At 39.3% G+C, this 16,359-nt stretch carries 15 protein-coding genes; 4 read left to right on the top strand and 11 right to left on the bottom strand.

Features of this window, described 5'->3' with window-relative positions; all coding sequences use genetic code 11:
- The 3 genes from FKG96_RS20465 to FKG96_RS20455 form a co-directional block, all read right to left on the bottom strand.
- Window positions 1-1,587 (bottom strand): response regulator, encoded by a 1,587-nt coding sequence (locus tag FKG96_RS20465; RefSeq protein ID WP_130858422.1) that lies wholly within the window; start codon window positions 1,585-1,587, stop codon window positions 1-3.
- A gap of 131 nt (window positions 1,588-1,718) precedes the next feature.
- The gene (locus tag FKG96_RS20460; protein WP_013667730.1) at window positions 1,719-2,141 is read right to left on the bottom strand and encodes a VOC family protein; all 423 of its coding nucleotides are present in this window, start codon (window positions 2,139-2,141) and stop codon (window positions 1,719-1,721) included.
- 94 nt (window positions 2,142-2,235) lie between these two features.
- Entirely contained in the window at window positions 2,236-2,637 is a 402-nt protein-coding gene (locus tag FKG96_RS20455; RefSeq protein ID WP_130858421.1) for a VOC family protein, read from the bottom strand.
- Window positions 2,638-2,915: 278 nt separating this feature from the next.
- Here FKG96_RS20455 and FKG96_RS20450 point away from each other — a divergent pair, with 278 nt between their 5' ends.
- On the top strand, window positions 2,916-5,798 hold the full coding sequence (locus FKG96_RS20450) for a glycoside hydrolase family 2 TIM barrel-domain containing protein (RefSeq protein ID WP_130858420.1): 2,883 nt from the start codon (window positions 2,916-2,918) through the stop codon (window positions 5,796-5,798).
- 82 nt (window positions 5,799-5,880) lie between these two features.
- Here the strand turns inward: FKG96_RS20450 and thiD are convergent, their stop codons facing one another.
- From thiD to FKG96_RS20430, 4 genes are all read right to left on the bottom strand, one after another.
- A complete protein-coding gene (gene thiD / locus FKG96_RS20445) occupies window positions 5,881-6,747 on the bottom strand; it encodes a bifunctional hydroxymethylpyrimidine kinase/phosphomethylpyrimidine kinase (RefSeq protein WP_130858419.1) in 867 nt (288 codons plus the stop codon).
- Between the two features lie 183 nt (window positions 6,748-6,930).
- Window positions 6,931-8,061 (bottom strand): acyltransferase family protein, encoded by a 1,131-nt coding sequence (locus FKG96_RS20440; protein ID WP_130858418.1) that lies wholly within the window; start codon window positions 8,059-8,061, stop codon window positions 6,931-6,933.
- A gap of 164 nt (window positions 8,062-8,225) precedes the next feature.
- Window positions 8,226-9,803 (bottom strand): cellulase family glycosylhydrolase, encoded by a 1,578-nt coding sequence (locus FKG96_RS20435; RefSeq protein ID WP_130858417.1) that lies wholly within the window; start codon window positions 9,801-9,803, stop codon window positions 8,226-8,228.
- Window positions 9,804-10,088: 285 nt separating this feature from the next.
- Window positions 10,089-10,292 carry a hypothetical protein gene (locus tag FKG96_RS20430; protein WP_130858416.1) on the bottom strand — a complete coding sequence of 68 codons (204 nt, stop codon included), beginning with the start codon at window positions 10,290-10,292 and terminating at the stop codon, window positions 10,089-10,091.
- 236 nt (window positions 10,293-10,528) lie between these two features.
- Between FKG96_RS20430 and FKG96_RS20425 the strand changes: the two genes are divergently transcribed.
- Complete coding sequence (locus tag FKG96_RS20425) at window positions 10,529-11,320, top strand: SDR family NAD(P)-dependent oxidoreductase (protein ID WP_130858415.1); 792 nt, start codon at window positions 10,529-10,531, stop codon at window positions 11,318-11,320.
- A gap of 238 nt (window positions 11,321-11,558) precedes the next feature.
- On the top strand, window positions 11,559-11,840 hold the full coding sequence (locus tag FKG96_RS27265; protein WP_130858414.1) for a DinB family protein: 282 nt from the start codon (window positions 11,559-11,561) through the stop codon (window positions 11,838-11,840).
- 101 nt (window positions 11,841-11,941) lie between these two features.
- On the opposite strand, the gene FKG96_RS20415 is transcribed toward FKG96_RS27265, so the two are convergent.
- The 4 genes from FKG96_RS20415 to FKG96_RS20400 are packed head-to-tail and all read right to left on the bottom strand — an operon-like array spanning window position 11,942 to window position 15,587.
- The gene (locus FKG96_RS20415; protein ID WP_130858413.1) at window positions 11,942-12,619 is read right to left on the bottom strand and encodes a LytTR family DNA-binding domain-containing protein; all 678 of its coding nucleotides are present in this window, start codon (window positions 12,617-12,619) and stop codon (window positions 11,942-11,944) included.
- Between the two features lies 1 nt (window position 12,620).
- Complete coding sequence (locus tag FKG96_RS20410; RefSeq protein WP_149105970.1) at window positions 12,621-13,469, bottom strand: TlpA disulfide reductase family protein; 849 nt, start codon at window positions 13,467-13,469, stop codon at window positions 12,621-12,623.
- The gene (locus tag FKG96_RS20405; RefSeq protein WP_130858411.1) at window positions 13,423-14,121 is read right to left on the bottom strand and encodes a hypothetical protein; all 699 of its coding nucleotides are present in this window, start codon (window positions 14,119-14,121) and stop codon (window positions 13,423-13,425) included. Before FKG96_RS20405 ends, FKG96_RS20410 begins: the two co-directional genes overlap by 47 nt.
- A complete protein-coding gene (locus FKG96_RS20400; protein WP_149105969.1) occupies window positions 14,118-15,587 on the bottom strand; it encodes a sensor histidine kinase in 1,470 nt (489 codons plus the stop codon). Before FKG96_RS20400 ends, FKG96_RS20405 begins: the two co-directional genes overlap by 4 nt.
- 214 nt (window positions 15,588-15,801) lie before the next feature.
- On the opposite strand from FKG96_RS20400, the gene FKG96_RS20395 reads away from it, so the two are divergent.
- Window positions 15,802-16,359, top strand: a complete 558-nt coding sequence (locus FKG96_RS20395; protein WP_165447088.1) for a DedA family protein — start codon at window positions 15,802-15,804, stop codon at window positions 16,357-16,359.

Genomic DNA, 16,359 nt, shown 5'->3' with positions numbered 1-16,359 from the left:
CTAATACGTATCGATAGTTTTCGGAAGCGAAATTTTTATTGCAGTACCTATACCAATTTGGGAACTGCAATGTATATTTCCCCTTAACATTTTTACTCTGTGCTTTATGGTGAGTAAGCCGGTAGCATTGTTGTCTTCTTTTTGAATATCAAAACCGATACCATTGTCCGAAACAGTTGCATTGATAAAACCTTCATTTGAATCATAGATTTTAATAGAGGCTTCGGTAGCTTGCGAATGCTTAACGATGTTCAAGGCGAGTTCTTGAACAATACGATAAACGGCTAGCTGAATCTCTTGGTCAGCCGGTGGGACTATGGGTTCGATTTCTGCAACGAAATTGCAGGGGCCGGTAAGTTGACTACAGATATTTTCAATAGCAGCCTCCAATCCGAAATCTTCTAAAATGCTGGGCATAAGCTCATGAGAAATTCGTCGGCTTTCTCGAATACAATTGGCAAGAAGTAATTCCGCATTTTTTAATTTTTTTCGGTTCTCCTCAGTCGAAAAAAGGGAATCGCTTAAATCAATCGTATCTAAATTCAGCTTAATGCTAAATAGCATCTGTCCGAGTCCATTATGTAGATTCTCCGAAATCCGCCTTCTTTCTTCTTCTTGGGTCCGAAGTGTTACGCGAAAAATTTCTCTTTGTTGTCGCGCTTCCATCTCTAACTGTTTTGCCTTCATTTGCTCATTCTTTATCTGTAACTGCTTTTCTGCTGTCATATCGTCCGCTATTACGATCAACAAATCATGAAGCTTATTCGCTTTAAATCGCAAGCAGCGATTTTTTCCATTTGTTTCGTACCATCGTTCAAAACTAGTTGATTGCCCCGTATAAACAACTTCTTTAAACAGGTCCAATACATCGAGCTTCGAAGCAGTAGGAAATAATTCGCGATAACGTTTTCCAATAATATCGTGCTTTGGTCGATTAAGTGATTGGCACATTAAATCGTTCAATAAGAACATTTCAAAATCATCGATGGAATTATCTGCAGCATAGCATGTTTTATATACAGCAATCGAGCTTGGCACGCCGTTAAAAACAGACTGTAGAAGCTCTTCACTGCTCTTAATAGCCTGATAGGCTTGGTTTCTCGTTCTCTTAAGCGTGATATGCGCTTTAATTCGTGCCAATAATTCGGGCGGAGTGAAAGGTTTTACTAAATAATCGTCAGCACCGGCGTCGAAACTATCAATTTTTGACGCTTCGCTCGCTCTTATGGAAAGTAGAATGAGTGGGATATCATGTGTTCTCGGATCTTGACGTAACGCCTGCAATAGCTGTATTCCGTCCATCCCAGGCATTATAATATCGCTTAATATTAGGTCGGGTCGTGTTGTTTTTGCTAGCTCAAGAGCCATAATGCCATTCTGAACTACGGTTACTCGATATTGTGTCTTAAGTAAACAACTAACATATTCCCGCATATTGGCATCATCATCTGCGAATAAAACGTGAGGGAGTGTCTCGAGGGAAGCTGAGGTGTTGATTCCGTCACTCGCATTGATCCTTTGCGGTGCTTCCATTCTATTGCCGTCCGTTTGCTTTTTGTTGGCAGCAAGGAACCATTTTTTAGCCATGGTAAAATATCTTTGTTTTTACCATAACAATTCTGGCATTTGAAGGTTCGCGATTTTTTCAGGAAGCGGCGAATAATCGTTAGGAAGTGGGCAGATGATTCGTCTCCCACTCCTTCAATACTTAAGATTTGTTATTTCGCCTTTTCGTTATAATTGATCATCCAACGAACACCGTACCTGTCTTCAAATGAACCAAAGTAATCGCCCCAAAACATGTCTGCCATAGGCATTTCGACTTTTCCTCCAGCCGACAATCCGTTAAATAATCTATCCGCCTCTTCGCGACTATCAGGTGTGATACAGATATAGTTGTTGTTTCCTACGTTTAATTGATGACCTGCTGATTTTAGACAATCGGAAGCCATTAAAAATTGTCCCTCACCAATGGGAATAGAGACATGCATCGCATAGTTTTTTTCATGGTCAGGAAGATTTTCACCTCCTGGAGCCGCACTCATTTTTTGGATAAATAATTCACCGCCAAAAACTGATTGATAGAACTTGAATGCTTCTTCTGCCTGGCCATCGAAGTTCAAATAAGGATTGAGTTTCATATTATTTATTTTAATTAGAGGTTATTAGCTGTTAGCTATAAAACTATTAATGTTTTATGTGTTACACATTACTAAAGGGTTAAATTCTCTTTCATTACTCCATTGAATACAAGCCAAAGAGGTTGCCCTCTGTATCCATGCACAGAGAACAATAGCCGTATTCGCCAATAGAAAATTTCGATTTATGAACTTTTCCTCCGGCCGCTTCTACACGGCTCTCTTCTATACTGCAATCTTGGCAGGGAAAATAAACGATGGTATTGACGCAAGCACCGTCGCCTTCTTTTGTGCCGGGCATTTCTATCAGTGCGCCGCTTACCTTATCGGTCTCCTCATCAGGCGAAGAAAAGAAAGTCATCTTCATTTCTTGAGGCGCTTCGCCTGGTGCGCATTCAGCATCAAAGAACGTTCTATTTAAAACTGTCCGGTAAAACGTCTTTGCCCTTTCTAGGTCCCGGACATATATTTCAAACCAGCATATAACATTGTTTTTCATAATTCAGTGTTTTATTTTTTGTTAGCTATTTTTTTTTGTCTTATTATCGTATAACAAAGGTATTACCTATTTATGAGAATAGAAGAGGCTCTTTATGCCATTTTTAGGGTGTATTTAAGACATTCCTTTTATAAAGGATAAATGAACTGTTTTGTTTTGCATATGAACTAAATCTCCCCATTTTTCCCGACTCAATAAGGTCTGCAACAACGCTATACATTTGGGTCTTAGTCGCGCTTGGCGGATAATCTAAACAATATTTTGTTTAATGCACAAAAATGCTGAAAATTGTAAAACTAACACTTATCATTATCGAGCCAATAATTATGCTTCAGCAATATAGAATTTCCGTAATCGCTTTTTGTAGTAGACCACAAATAGGTCTTATAAGCTTCTTCCTTTTGTGCTTTCTGTCGGGATCAACGGTATTTAGTCAGGAAACAGTGGTCAAATATCTTTCAGGAACGGACAAAGATCATACTAAAAATTGGGATTTTATGGTTTCTTCCGGTGCAAAAAGTGGGCAGTGGACGACGATTGAAGTGCCCTCGAATTGGGAAACCCAGGGTTTTGGAACCTACCACTATGGTTGGGAAGAAGATTTCAGTAAAAACGAAATCGGTTATTATAAGTATCGATTTCCCAGCAACCCGACGTGGAAAAATAAAACCATGAAAATAGTCTTTGAAGGTTCAATGACCGATACAGAAGTGAAGATTAATGGTAAAATCGCGGGAGCTATTCATCAAGGTTCCTTTTATCGATTTAAATATGATATCACTAAATTACTGAAGAAAACGGGTGATAACCTTTTGGAAGTTAAAGTCAGCAAAATATCGGCCGATACTTCGGTCAATCGTGCCGAACGGATGTCAGATTTCTGGGTGTTCGGCGGTATTTTTCGTCCCGTATATTTAGAAATTACGCCGCAGACACATATAGAATGGACAGCTATTGATGCTAGAGCAGATGGCAATTTCGTGATGGACGTATACACAGAAGGAAAGTTAGCACATGGATATGTGGAAGCGCAGATAAGCGATTTAGACGGAAAGCTTGTTGGCGAAGCATTTCAAGCGAAACTCGATCACAAATCAGGGAAAGTAACACTGAATAATAAAGTAACTAAACCTGCATTATGGTCGCCTGAATTTCCCAACCGTTATCAGGTAGTTGTTAGATTAAGAGACTATAAAGGCAAAATCATTCACAGCAAGGTCGAAAAGTTTGGCTTTCGAACCGCTGAGTTGAGACGTGGAGAAGGTTTTTTCGTGAACGGCGTGAAAGTGCGTTTTAAAGGCGTTAACAGACATAGCGCATGGCCTACCTCTGGCAGAACAATGAGCAAGGAAATCAGTGAGTTAGATGTTAATCTTATAAAAGACATGAATATGAATGCGGTTCGTATGTCTCATTATTCTCCGGACGCTCATTTTTTAGATATTTGCGACTCGCTCGGACTGTTTGTGATTGATGAATTGACAGGCTGGCAAAAAAAATACGATACCAGCGTCGGACGTAAATTACTTAAAGAAATGGTTATGAAGGACGTAAATCATCCTTCTATCGTTATCTGGGCTAACGGAAACGAAGGGGGGAATAATCACGAGCTCGTTGCCGATTACGCAAAATATGACCCACAAAAGCGCACCGTTATACACCCATGGAATAATTTTGAAGGTACCGACACGCAGCATTACAGAGCTTATGATTGCTGTGTCGGATCATTGTATAATGGAAAAGAAGTATTTTTTCCTACTGAATTCTTACACGGACTCTATGACGGAGGGCACGGTGCCGGGCTGGAAGATCACTGGAACCTGATGAGAAGTAAACCATTATCTGCGGGAGGCTTTTTATGGTCCTTTGCAGACGAAGGGGTTGTGCGGTTGGATCAGGAAGGACGCATGGATATAAAAGGTAACTTGGCACCCGATGGAATACTTGGACCTTATCGTGAAAAAGAAGGGAGTTTTTATACTATTAAAGAGATTTGGTCACCTATAAAGATAGCTCTTGATAAGCTTCCCCAGAACTTTGATGGCTTACTTCCGCTCAGCAATGATTACCTTTATACCAATCTCAATCAGATTAGGTTTAGCTATGAATGTCGGCAATTACCGACACCATATGAATCGGATACCACCGTGAAAATTCTTGAGAAAGGTGATTTACAAGGACCCAATGTAGAGCCTCAGCAAAACGGCTATTTACGCTTACCCTTTCAGCATGATTTAGCGAAGACCGATGTGTTAGCACTTACCGCTAAAGATCCTTATGGTCGGGAGATTTTCACTTGGACTTGGTCACTAAAATCACCAATTGAAATGAATGAAAGATGGCTCAGCACAAAAATAAGCTGGCCTATTTCCGTTGACGAAGCTAATAATACTTTACGTTTACAATTGAATAAAACTACCATTGCCTTTGATACAAAAAGTGGCTTACTGCAAAGTGTGATTAGTAACGGCACGGTAATTCCTTTGACTAACGGCCCGCAATTGGCGGTAGGAAAGGCATCTTATGTAGGTATGAAACATTACAAAAAAGGAGACAGTCTTTATGTGGATGTTCAGTATACCGGTGCTTGGAAGAAGGTTCGTTATATATTGGCTCCGAACGGTTTATTAACATTGGAATATGCATACAATGTTTATAATTCCAATCCGCATAACGAGTATCCCTTTTTAGGAATTAACTTCAATTTTCCTGAAAATTTAATTACCGGTGTTCGGTATATGGGACGAGGCCCCTATAGGGTATGGAAAAATCGGATGAAGGGAAATAGCTTCGGTGTTTGGAACAAAAAGTACAATAATACGGTCACGGGCGAATCATGGGATTATCCGGAGTTTAAGGGCTATTATCGCGATTTCAACTGGGTTGTAATAAAAAATAAAGCAAAGGATTTTATTGTATATAACGGAAGTGATAAACTGTTTTTGCGGTTGTACACGCCGGAAAAACCAAAAGGCGCAAGGAATGAAAACAATTCTCCCGATTTTCCTGATGGTGACATTTCATTTTTGCACGCGATTAATGCCATCGGTACCAAATTTGACCGGGCTGTGGATCACGGACCTCAAGGACAACTGAATAGAGTGGGCTTTAACGCCATTGAAGGGAAACTAATATTTGATTTCGATCCTAAATTGCAGTAGTAGCCTTGCCTAGACAGCCTCGTGTGAAAGTCGAACATATCGGTTGCTCAGGCGTTAATAATTAATAGCATTCACACGGGCTTTACCTGTTTTTTTGATCTTGCTCGCTCTCCGAAAGAAAAGCGTTTTTTATTAATTTTTCAGGATCGAAAAAATGATTTAAAGGGCCGCGCCCTTTACCCGTTAAGACATCCATTCCGTTTTTGATAGCTTTGTACGTATAGCACTGTCCCGCAACTATTGCGCTTTCCATAGGGAAATCCCGGGCTAAGAAGCTTGTAATAGCAGATGATAGCGTGCAGCCTGTTCCATGTAGATTATTCGTTTCCAGTTTAGCTGACTCATAGGAATGGACTTTACCTTGATTGTCGAAATATAAGGACGTAAGCGTAGATGACTGCAAGTGGCCTCCTTTCAATAAAACATTCGTAGCTCCCAGCTTCAAAATCCGTTCGCCGGCAATATACATATCATCCAGGGAGCTGATTTTCATTTCGGCAAGTACAGCAGCCTCATCGATATTGGGGGTAATAAGATCGGTTTTCGGAATTAGCTTTTCCACAATAGTAGCTACAGTTGCGTCTTGTACTAGTCGATGTCCGCTGCTTGCTACCATCACGGGATCGAAAATAAGTGGAACTTTTGGATATTCTGAAAGGGTTTCCACGATGACATCCACTAAAGTTGCTGTGTGCACCATTCCAATTTTTATAGCTTTCGGAAAAATGTCGCTCAATAGAACCCTTATCTGTTCCTGTATGGCCCGATCCGGGATGGCATAAATCGCTTGAACCCCTTGTGTGTTTTGAATGGGAAGTGCTGTTAACACCGAGGTAGCAAAGCATCCCAATGCGGAGAAGGTTTTGATGTCTGCCTGAATTCCTGCGCCACCACTACCGTCAAAGCCGGCAATTGTCATGGCAATAGGGTATATATACTCTTTTTGCATTTAACGTATTATTACTTTTCCTCACTATTTCAGTGCGATCAACTTCAGAGCATGCACTCCACGCTTCTTAGCAGAATTAAAGCTAATGCGAATGTACAAATCTTTAATAAGGGTAAAAACAAGTCTTTACTTGATTTCGTCCAGCAGAGTAATTGCATCATATTTGTGATGTGCCCATTCTCGTTAGACTTTTATATAAATCTTCTTGCGATCAAGTAGCCACCCAACACTCCAACAGAAAAGCATATAGCATAGTGCAAATAATAACGATCCTGCCGGACCGGGGAGTAATTTCTGAAACAAATGTATGTTGATGTAATCAAACAACGAAGTTCCACCTAAAGGTATTAAAAATAGGCTGATCAAAACAATTTCGGATAATAGGTAAACGAATAGCGGATTTTTTCCAAAGATAATAAAGAAATTAGTCCATTTTCTTGGGACGCCATTACCATTTTCTGAAATTGGAACCAACAAAGGAAGAATTAGTAGGTCTAAGCTAATCGTTAATAGCGCAAATGAACTGGACCATATTTTTTTATTTATAGGAAACACCTGGTTCCATACCAAGGCTATCAATACACCGATAGCGCCAATAATCAACAATTTACCAAGGCTCTGTACCGTTCCGCCCTTTTCTTGTAAATACTTACCGACCAAATACCCTGCAATTGCATTGGTAATAGCAGGTATTGTGCTCAACAAACCTTCCGGATCAAAAATAATTCCGTGGCTATGATATAAATGAGACTCGCCAAGAAGCCATAGGTCGAGTTTGAATATGGCATTTCCCTCTAATGAATAGGGCGCATCCGTGCCAAAAATTAGTAGGATGACCCAATATATTGATAATAATGCAATCGCAAGCCAAACAAGATACTTTCTTCGAACATAGTACACCGCTAGGGCTGTAAAAAGATAACATAAGGCAATACGCTGTAAAACGCCAAATACACGAGTCTCATGTAAAGGGAAAGATATGATTTCATGTTGCTCCGTTATTTTAAAAAAGGGGAACCAATACATTAAAAAGCCTAATAAAAAAATCAATGCCGCTCTTTTGAAAATGGTCAAAAGTACCTGTTTGGATGAGAGATACTGAAATTTCCTTTCAGAAAATGAAAGTGCGTTCCCAACGGCAAATAAGAATGAAGGAAAGACAAGATCCGTAGGAGTAAAACCATGCCATGTTGCATGGTTCAAAGGCCAATACGGTGTTGCACCTGACCCTGGACTGTTTACAATTATCATGAAACATATTGTCATTCCCCGAAATACATCCAGGGCAGTGAATCGTAATTTCTGTTCCTTCATTAGCTGCGCTCGGCTTATTAGTTGTTGAAGTTTAAGCATAAAACAATCCAATTCACCGTACTAAGTGGCGATGGAATCGGATTGCTTTTACGTGCAATTTACAAAAACAGCTTACAATTACAATTATTTTTCTTGATGATATTGATAGAGACAAGAAGAGTAAATTAGGGATTCGACAAAAATTCAACCCAGTTTACATTGTAGCCGATGCCTTCAAATTCCAGTCGAAGAATTTTATTACTGCCCGATGGTACCGTCACATCACTTAACGTAAAGTTCTGATAGGTCTCCCAACCACCGGTACTTGTAATATCGACTGTTCCGAGTGGAGCGTTATCAAGCTTTACGGTGATTTTTTTTCCGGTGGCTGCATCGCCACTTGCTACACGCAGGTTGATGTCGTAGGTGCCGGCAACTGTATTTGATAAGGTGTAAGCAAGCCACTCGCCCGTATTTATATAACCAAGCGTATATCCACCGCCGCCATCATTTGTGGTACCTAGGTCAACCGGCGTGTTACGGTAAACATTTCCTCCCTGATTGTCGAAGGTCGTTTCATGATAGGAGATATCTTGGCCGCCTTCATCGAAATCTTCAATTTCCATTCTGCCAGGAATGTTATGCACCTTAAACGCCGTTTGTGGTCCGGGTGTAAAACCGCCCGCCTGATTGTGATTTTGCAATTCGAAAAGCCAGTCCCGTATAAACTTTCCTTGATTTTCGCCGCTCATTAAATTCCAGTTCCAGTCGAATATCTGTGGTTTCCAATAATTGTCAAAAATGTAGTTAAGCCAACCGATATGGGCGTGGCCATCCATATACGTACGGAACTGTTTGCCCCAACCGCCGGATGTGCCATAAGTGACATTGTCGGAATAATTTGGGTCAGCGTTCCATCCAAATTCAGTTATAACAATAGGAATGCTATTTGCAGCATTACCAAATCGAGCATCCAAACTGCTAGTAGTTGCCGGCTGATTAGGATAAATATGATACACATAAGCCATATTTGGATCATCAAAAGGGTCAGAAACGGCTTGGTTGACCCGTGTGCTCCATTGTGGGTTACCCATGAGGATGAGATTATTAGGTGCAACTGCTCGGATAGTATCGACAACAGGTTGAATAAAATTTTTCCATGTCGTCCAATTATCGGGACTAATTGGCTCATTGTACACCTCGAAAATCACTTCCGGATTATTGGCATAGTGTGGCGCTACATAACGCCAGAAGTCGATCACTTTTGACTGTGGCGTCCCTCCATCACCATAATTTGCGACAAGATGAAGATCAACAATAACATATAAGCCTAACGAAATGGCCTGTTGCACAAAAGGATCAATGTGATTTGCAAAAGCACTGGCAGGATCACTGTAACTTTGATGAACACCGATGCGCACAACTCGCGAGAACCATCCTTGGGCAGCATTAGCCTGTAATGCTAACATTTCACTAATCGGTCGTGGGCTACAGGTGGTACATTCATCGTTGCTTTCGTTTGGAAGGAGTGAAAAACCCCTAAGTGTAACAGGATTTCCGAAAGCATCTTTAATTTGATTGCCGTCTACATGTAACGAAGGTAACGGTGAACTAGTTCGCTTAAGTGAGCTAAAGGTCTGTTTTTGGGAAAGAAGTTCACTGGGCTCTATCGGCTTTGTTTCACAAGATGTCAACAGGACTGTCATCCCAATGAACACACAGCCCATCAATTTTCTTTTACAGAGATTAATTGGGGATATCATAATCGTTTTGGTTTATAAATGTTAATATCCTTGAGGACATTAGCTGCCTCTAATAAATGTATAGTATAAAATGCAAAAAAAAGCTTTTTTGTTTTAAAATAATAAACTAATTAATTACACATTTACATAATTAGCCAACTGACGATACATGCTTCATGCCATGGTGGATTTTGATGCGGTCCTATAAAGACGCAATTTGTATCATCCGTGAGACAAGGTTAAAGGCCTTATATGCCTATTGGCTAATAAGACAGGCATTGGGGCGGGTGGTGAGTAAACATTAGCTCAGAGAGCCCGGTGTTGGTATTCATCACTTACATCGATGTTAATTAAATCTAACAAATGAAGCGAAATTGCTTGTTCTTTCTGCTGAGTTACTTCCACTGCTTTCTCAGATTTAATATCCTTTGCAATGGTAAAGGCTATTGCCGCCATCATTTGATCACGGGCCTTCAATAGTTCGGATAGGTCTTTTGTTGTCGTTTGCATGCCAGTACTTTTGTTTTATATCCAAAGAATAGGGTAAGTTGTCCGCTCGCAAAAATTCAAAAACTACTTTAGCAAATCTTTAAATAAATGTTATTATAGCGTGATTACAAGTTACGAAAAATTTAGAAAAGGCAACTAAACTTTTTTAAAATTCACAATACACTTCATAAAAGCGTAATAGTAGGGCCAGCTAATTTTCGACTTGTATATTTGTGCTGATATTAAAAAGCCAAATTATGTTAAAAGACAAAGTAATAGTAATTTACGGAGCCAGCCAGTCGCTTGCCGGCGCCGTAGCCAAAACAATGGCTCAAGCCGGTGCAAAGCTGTTCTTAAGCAACCGCCACTTGACGCCGGCAGAAGAAGTCGCACGAGAAATAAATGAAGCAGGCGGTTTTGCCGAAGCAGCCGAAGTTGATGCCCTAGACAAGGGGGCTATTGAAAAACACCTTGTCAAGACACTAAAGAAAACGAAGCGAATCGATGCTTCCTTTAATCTTGCGGGGTTTGAAGTGCTGCAGGATGTTGATCTGATTGATATGTCGTTAGACGACTTTGTTCGTCCGATAACGACGGCGATGCAAACTCATTTTCTAACTGCTACGGCTGCCGGGAGAATCATGGCTAAACAAGGTTACGGGGTGATATTAACTTTAACGGCAACTCCCGGCGGAATAGGTTACCCCAAAGTCGGAGGCTTCGGGCCCATATGTTCGGCTGTCGAAACCTTTTCCAAAAATCTGGCAGCCGAATTAGGACCTTTAGGGGTAAGAGTAGTTAACATACGATCGGCAGGATCCTTAGATTCGCGCCCCTTTAAGGAGGCCTTAGCTTTTGGTGGTGATCGAATCATAGAAGTAATCAAAAAGATGAAATCTGATACGATGTTAAAAGAGTTACCGTCTATGCACGACATTGCTTCTGCAGCGTCGTTTTTAGTGTCAGATATGGCGAAAAGTATTACAGGTACCACCATCGATGTAACAATTGGCACAACTACTGCGTTGAATTATAAAACAGACATTTGAACCTTATGTAATGGAGAGAAAGATTCACATACAAACAATAATTGGAATCAATGGAATCATTAAATGAATATATGGAGCACCAATATCAATTGGTGAAGCATTCACGGAAAAAACTATTTGACTATTGCAGCACGTTCGTAACCGAGGATTTTGTAAAGCCAATTTCTTTTTTTGGTAATGGAGGTAGTGTGCGGAGCTTGTTAGTAATACCTACAAAGCTTGGATCGTATGTCGTGGCATGGCATTAAACACGGATTTTTTGAAGGAGGAAGTGGTTAGCTCTATGAAAGACATTATTCCTATCTATTTGGACATAGATGCTCATGTTGATGCCTTCATAAAAAAAAGCAGGCAGAAAAAATTGGGCGTTACTTTTATGCGAAATGGCCGTCTATGTACACTAAGTCCTTTTCACCTATTTAGCCATGTTATTACTCATGAGTTTCATCATAAAGGACAAATACTAAGTATAAGTAGATGCCTTGGATATCAACCTGTTGATACAGATATAATTAGTTGAACGCTTGAACCAGTTGTATTAATTTGAGATAATTGGCTTCTGTACCTTTCGAATCCATCGATGGACAATACAGGCTAGTATGCATGATTTGCCAATTTCTATTAAAGCCTAGGCAACTTGTTTTTATACGAAGATGAAATGGGAAGAATATAGCCTTGAGCGGTTAATTGATGACGTTCGATTTTCGTTACCGCGTCTGTATTTACGATAAATGATCTATGAATGCGGATAAAACGACTTTTAGGAAGCAACTCTTCACACTCGGTTAAGGTCATCCGACTATTGACAATTTCGTTTTTACATACAAAACTGACATAATTGCCAGTTGCTTCTATATAAAGCAGATCGTTCAGATATAGGCGGATTTGTTCTATACCGCTTTTAACTAAAATAGCGTGAGACATTTCGGTAACGCCATTTTTTACTTGTAAGAGATTCTTAGCCTTATGACATGCTTTCAAGAAACGAGTGACGGAGAAGGGCTTTAAAAGATAATCCACTGCATCTAGGTCAAAGCCTTTTAGAGCGTGTTCTGCATAAGCGGTTGTAAATATTACGAAGGGTTTTTTATATAAGCCATCATAAAAGTCGATACCTGAAATGTCAGGCATTTTTATATCTAAAAACAATAGATCTACTTTTTCCACTTGCAAGTATTCTATGGCCTGATAAGCATTAGTAAATGTACTATCTATTTGCAGAAAAGGTACTTTCTCTGCAAGCTTTTGTATAATACCTAAGGCTATAGGCTCATCATCGATAGCGATTGCTTTAATCATATCATAGGTGTTTTTCCAGTTGTGTATAGAGTAGTTGCTGATCACTCGGACGCTTTGCCTTCTCTTTGATCAAGATTCCATTTTTGTCAAATATAAAATAACTAGGATATAATCCGCGTAGACCGTCCCCGGTTGGAAGAAGCTCTGCCCAGATTCGCTGAATATGCTCATTATTCATACGTATATGGAGGCCTTGTAGATTACTAATCCAGACAAAATTACGCCATTCATCCTCTTTGTCGTCGTCGTCCATGTCTAAATATATAAAAACAATATCTTTATTGTTAAATTTATCTTTTAATTGCGATGTGTAAGATAATTCTACTTTACAGGGGCCGCACCAGGTTCCCCAAATAGCTAAATACACCACTTTCCCTCGATATCGTTTGATGATTTCGTAAATAGATTTTATATGGTTGCCTTCATTAAAAAATTTAATAGAAGCGTTACGCTTATTAGCCATCAATTTTTCATCAAGCTTCGCTATGCAAGTCCGGAGATGGGGTAAATAACGACTATCGGCAAAATATGCTTCAAAATCAACCATTAAAATTTTCATCGATTTTAAATCCTTATAGCGATAGCTGTTTAGGATTTGCTGCGCAAGATACCTTTCAGCAGTAGCACGACTGACATTTTGTTTAACAGACAACCATGCCACATAGTTTTCACCATTTACTTTAGCTAGCCTCATTATGCTGTCTAAACTTAAATTGAAAAAAAGCAGACGGCTGATTGTTGTGTCCTTTAAGTATTGATCAAGCGCTTTGGATTGCATATAACTAATGTATCGGTCAATGAATTTATAGTATTGAAGACCATGATACTGTTCCTCCAGATTCGGTGACACAGGTATCGTATAATGCCAGCTGAAAATTTCTCCATTCGCTTTTCCTCCAACGGACAATTGACCCTGTAAAATCTGTCAAGCTTGCTAGCGCATGGAATCGCACCTCATTTTTAAAAAGCTCCTTGTTTGCTTGAGAGATCGAGCTCTGTGTTATACGCAGTAACTTTTCCTCACGTTCTTTAAACCACGGTTTAACTACCATGCTTTGTATTTCTTCAGCCGTTGTAGATGCATAGTTATACTTTCCTCCTTGCTGTTCCATGAAAAAAGGAGTTTTGTTAAAACCAATAGCTTGCAGTAAGTAGTTCTCATCCGCCAGACTTCCTTTGAAGTCCGCAATCGTTCTATTGTTACTATTGATCACTAAAAATAAATCTTCGTGAGGCTGGACGAATAGAAGTATTTGATCGTTATCAAGATGAAGAGCAATAAATCGTCGGTCTGTTAGTGGGATGTTGACGCTGAAGTTCCCGTTGCTTTCAACAGCTATTTCTTTTGCATTTAATGGGTCGAGATCGTAGATTACCGGGACGTCCAATTTTAGATTCACCTCCTTATCGCCGATCACAGAACCGCTGATTTTGAATTGTGCAAATGAAAGAAAAGACGAAAAGATAAGAATTACATCAATTAGAAAAGCTTTAAATTTCATAATGTTAGGGTTAAGTGAACAAAATACTCCATATCAGTTTGACGTATAGTAAGCTCGTGTTTATTAGGATAGAGTTGTAATAAGCGCTGCCTTACATTGGGAATACCTATACTACTGCGGTTTTTTTCGGGATCATTTATCTGCTTTAAATGCACGCTATTGTATACATCAAAAAATAAGCGATCATCCTGCATAGAAAGATTGACTTTAATCCACGACGGCTCTTTTAAACTTATACCGTGCTTAAAGGCATTTTCGACAAAAGGGATCAACAACATAGGGGCGATAAAAAGGTCCTTAGTAACTTGTTGAATATTGTAATCCACGATAACATTTTGCGATAAATCTGTCCGCAGTTTCTGAAGATCTATATAGTTGTGTAAATATTCTATTTCCCTAACCAACAGTATGTTATCTAGTATGTTCTCATGAAGCATAAAGCGCATAATATCACCGAGTTTCTGTATACTCGTGGCGGTCATCTCTGCGCCCTCTGTCAGCGCGCTGCCATATAAAGTATTTAATGCGTTAAATAAAAAATGAGGATTAATTTGCGAACGTAAAAAGCTCAAATTAGCCGTACTATTACCTAAGGCATTTTCAAGATTACCTAATTTTGTATGATGTTGCAGCTTTAGGTGATATAGGTGTTTAATAACCGGGATAGAGATTAGACAAGTACAGCACCATAACGCGAAAAAGGCATTAGTGTTGAATCCTAGCCCGCTAACCACTACAAATCCAAATGGTGCATAAATAAGAAACGAAAGAGGCAATCGTACATAGAGGTATTGTTTTAAACTGTATTTGGCTTTGCTACAAAATGGGAGTAATCCGTACATTTCTATACTATACATAATAAATAGATAAATGGAAATTATAAGCCAGAAAAAGGCCATACTTCCATTAAAAACCAGAAGGAACAAATAGGCAGATGATATAACGGAGAAAGCAATTAAACTTTCTTTTAGAAGTGTCGATGACAGATTTAATTTTTTTTGAAGTAAAAAGAGATGCCCTTGTTTCGCTAACGTATAAGTACTAATAAATAGAATAATAGAAACAATAGAGCTGATTACCCTCCCGCTTTCGCCAAAATAGGCCCAAACAGTTAGTCTATTATATCGATGCTGCATCCACTCACAGTAGGCAAAGCCAAACCACAAAATAAAAAGCGTAAGAAAAGATGTAAAGAGTGCCATTTCGTACTTCGCTTTGTTTATGTATCTGGGAATAATGAAATTATTGAATGTGAGAAAAGCTATATAGAAAAGTGCTACAAATAATAGGGTCGGCAAAAGATGGTTTTCAAAAAAGTTAAAAGTCATTCCCTTTTCTTCAAAGGGCTTTTCTAGAAATAGCGACGTCCTAGCTTCCCAGTTTTTCGTTTTTTTGCCAAACATTATTACCATAACAACCAGTGTAATAACGGTAGCGACAATGGCTTCGATTCTTCTTAGTTTCATATTCTTATTTTGTACAATGCTAAATAATTAACTGTCCTGACGCAATTAATTGGGATGAATAGTGCTTTTTTTGGGATGAAAGGCTCCTTTGCTTGTTTTTTGCGTATCAACACAATTACCTCATGCGCGTAAGACCATATTCTTCTTTTGCAAATACTGAATTTAGTATGTTTGTGTCATGTTTGATACGGAAGCGTTGCTAAACCAGGGGGGCATGTTGTTTTTGATTTTTTCTGTTTATGGACAGATCGGGTTGATTTTTCTCTTTTTCTTACCGAGTGGTGGGTTTATGTTTACCGCCGGTGTGCTAATTGCAGCCGGTAGATATCATTATGACCTGCCGACACTATGTATGCTGCTAACTATCGCTGCTATTGCCGGCAATATAACGGGATATATATTCGGTAAAAAAATAGCACCATATCTGCATACGCGACAAGATTCCCGATTCTTTAAGCAAACCTACTTAATAAGTGCACAGCGGTTCTTTCAAAAACATGGCTCTTTAGCAATTGCTGTTGCTTTATTTTTTCCTGTGGTTCGTACTTTTGTGCCTATTGTTGCCGGTATTACTAAGGTCCATTTCAATAAGTTTTTACTGTATGCCGCTGTAGGTTCCCTTTTTTATGTAGTTGGGTTTTCACTCACAGGATATTTAATAGGCAAAGTGCCAATGTTGAAGCCCTATCTCAACTATATCACCATAGGTCTTATTCTTTTACTAACATCACCGGTTCTTGTGCGATTAGTGAAAATTGTTAAGAATGCATAA

Source organism: Olivibacter sp. LS-1 (genome assembly GCF_008245145.1).
Classification (GTDB): domain Bacteria; phylum Bacteroidota; class Bacteroidia; order Sphingobacteriales; family Sphingobacteriaceae; genus Olivibacter; species Olivibacter oleidegradans.
The sequence above is the reverse complement of the archived record's forward strand: the minus strand, read 5'-3'. Positions and strand labels throughout refer to the sequence as shown.